At 42.8% G+C, this 2,303-nt stretch carries 3 protein-coding genes; all 3 read right to left on the bottom strand.

Annotation, left to right across the window (positions count from 1 at the left end; all coding sequences use genetic code 11):
• A partial coding sequence (locus tag A3761_RS18670) for an FAD-dependent oxidoreductase (protein ID WP_068750673.1) occupies positions 1–1,098 on the bottom strand: 1,098 nt, incomplete at its 3' end.
• A 98-nt stretch (positions 1,099–1,196) separates the two neighbouring features.
• Positions 1,197–1,829, bottom strand: a complete 633-nt coding sequence (locus A3761_RS18665; protein ID WP_068553306.1) for an N-acetyltransferase — start codon at positions 1,827–1,829, stop codon at positions 1,197–1,199.
• 41 nt (positions 1,830–1,870) lie between these two features.
• Positions 1,871–2,303, bottom strand: a 433-nt coding sequence (gene gspM / locus A3761_RS18660) for a type II secretion system protein GspM (protein WP_068750672.1), incomplete at its 5' end; no start/stop codon positions are given.

Here is a 2,303-nt window from a genome sequence, read left to right as displayed (position 1 = left end):
GTCATCAAACTCTTCCCGCGCTTGCTCCTCACTCAAGCCAACCGTAGCAATATTTGGCTGACAAAAAACAGCCGTCGGTATCAAGGAATAGTCGACTAATGAAGGTTTAGTTGAGGAAAAGTAATAATTAGCTAAGAACATACCTTCGGCAAGCGCAACCGGCGTAAGCTGCATACCACCTATTACATCACCAATCGCATAGATCGAGGGTTCACTTGTTTGAAAATAATCATTAACCTTAATCTGACCTTTGTCATCAAGCGCTACCTTAGTATTCTCTATGCCTAAGTCGTAGGAGTATGGCTTTCGACCTGTTGCATAAAGCACCAAACCAGTAGATTCGGTAGCGCCACTTTTTAGCTGAAGATTTAAAGAACCGTTATCCAGCTTTGAAATACTGTCGATATTCTCATTAAACCTTAAGCGAATACCTTTTTTGCTAATCTCATCACGCACGAACTCCCGCACTTCTTGATCAAAACCGCGCAAGAACAGCTCACCACGATAAACCAAGGTCGTGTCGACACCAAGCCCTTGAAGAATTCCGGCCATTTCTACAGCTATATAGCCACCACCCACAACCGTTGCAGTATCGGGCAAGTTATCAAGATAGAAAAGCTCGTTGGAAGAGATTGCATACTCGGCACCTGGAATATTAGGTATGAACGGCCAACTTCCAGTCGCGACAACGATTCGCTCAGCCGAGTATTGCTGCCCTGCCACTTCGACAGTATGGGCATCAACTATGCGAGCTCGACCATTAATAATTTTAGCGCCCGAGTTAGTTAACAAGGAATCATAAATACCGTTTAAACGCTCAATCTCAGTATTCTTATTTTTGACCAGGGTTTGCCAGTTAAAACTCAGATCACCATTTAAATGCCAACCATAGCCTTTGCCGTCTTCAAGCTCTTCATGAACATGGGATGCATAAACAAATAGTTTCTTTGGTACGCAGCCTACATTTACACACGTACCGCCAAGATAGCGATCTTCTGCAACAGCAACTGTAGCGCCCATCGAGGCCGACATTCTAGCCAAACGAACACCGCCGGAGCCAGCACCAATTACAAACAAATCAAAATCATAAGATGACATAAAGAACTCTTCAAAAACGGATATTGTCGGTATGCCTAAGCTCGAAAACTACACTAGAGCATTTAATAGCTTAAGACAGGTAAAATATAAATACAGAATTAGTGACTGCACTCTTTGAATAATACATTTTCAACGAGCTCACCCAGTTTAACGGTTCCAAGGGTTTTATAACCAATACTCTTATAAAACTTCAAGTACCGCGTATTACCAGTATCAAGCGCTATACCGCCGGAGCGCGGGTTTTCTTTACAGATATCTTCTATCGCCAACATCAACTGCTTACCGTAACCCGAATTTCTGTATTTTGAATCCACCCCCAACAGAGGTAATTCATGGTGTTCACCTTTAGGTAGATACTCGTGGATCTGTTTATGGTAATTAATATAACGCCATGTACAGTCCATTCCTGCTGTAAGCATCATACGCAAACGCCAGTTCCACTGACGACTTAGTGTCAAACGGATATCCGGACTGCCAACTAGCGCAACTGCAATCAAATGATTATCCAATGCCAGGCCGATCACATCTTGCTGATTGGAAAAATGTAAGTTAATTAACTCTCGTATAGTTGCCCTGATACGTTGATCATAACCAGGGCGCGAAGCGTCAAATAGGTATTTAAAGGTAGGCTCATGTTTATAAGCTCTATATAGAATTGCTTTAGCTTCGGTAAAAGCGCCAGGTTCAAGTCGAACAACTCTTGCTTTGGTTTCTTCTGTTATTCTTGTCATAGGTGCCCCTAGTTCTTAGACTAATATATCGCGCTACAGACTTATGAAGACAATGTCATTCTGGCGCTGATCTTCCCTGGTGCATCATCTTTATCAATGGAAATCTGCTCGACTCGCACACCTAATGAGCTTTTCAAGCGACTTAACCAAGAAATTACCTTATCGAAAGAGGCGTCATCCACCCAAACTTTTAGCTTATTGTCGCCGCTTGGCTCGAAGCGCTTAAGTGCCACTTTCTGTTGCTTTGCAAGATTAGTAACCGATGAAACCAGCTGCTGGCTATTCAATGCTTTTTTGGAAGCACTGCCTTGATTGTTTTGACCAAGACTTCTCAGTGCGGCTTTATTCTGGTTTACCAAGGCTAGCAATTGCTGATTTTGCTCAAGCTTTGCCTCGGCTTGTTTTTTGTATTCATAAGCTGGCTTCATTAAGCCAAAGATCAGAATAACCAAGCTCAGAGCTACAAGCAGCACT

Source organism: Oleiphilus sp. HI0123 (assembly GCF_001635315.1).
The sequence above is the reverse complement of the archived record's forward strand: the minus strand, read 5'-3'. Positions and strand labels throughout refer to the sequence as shown.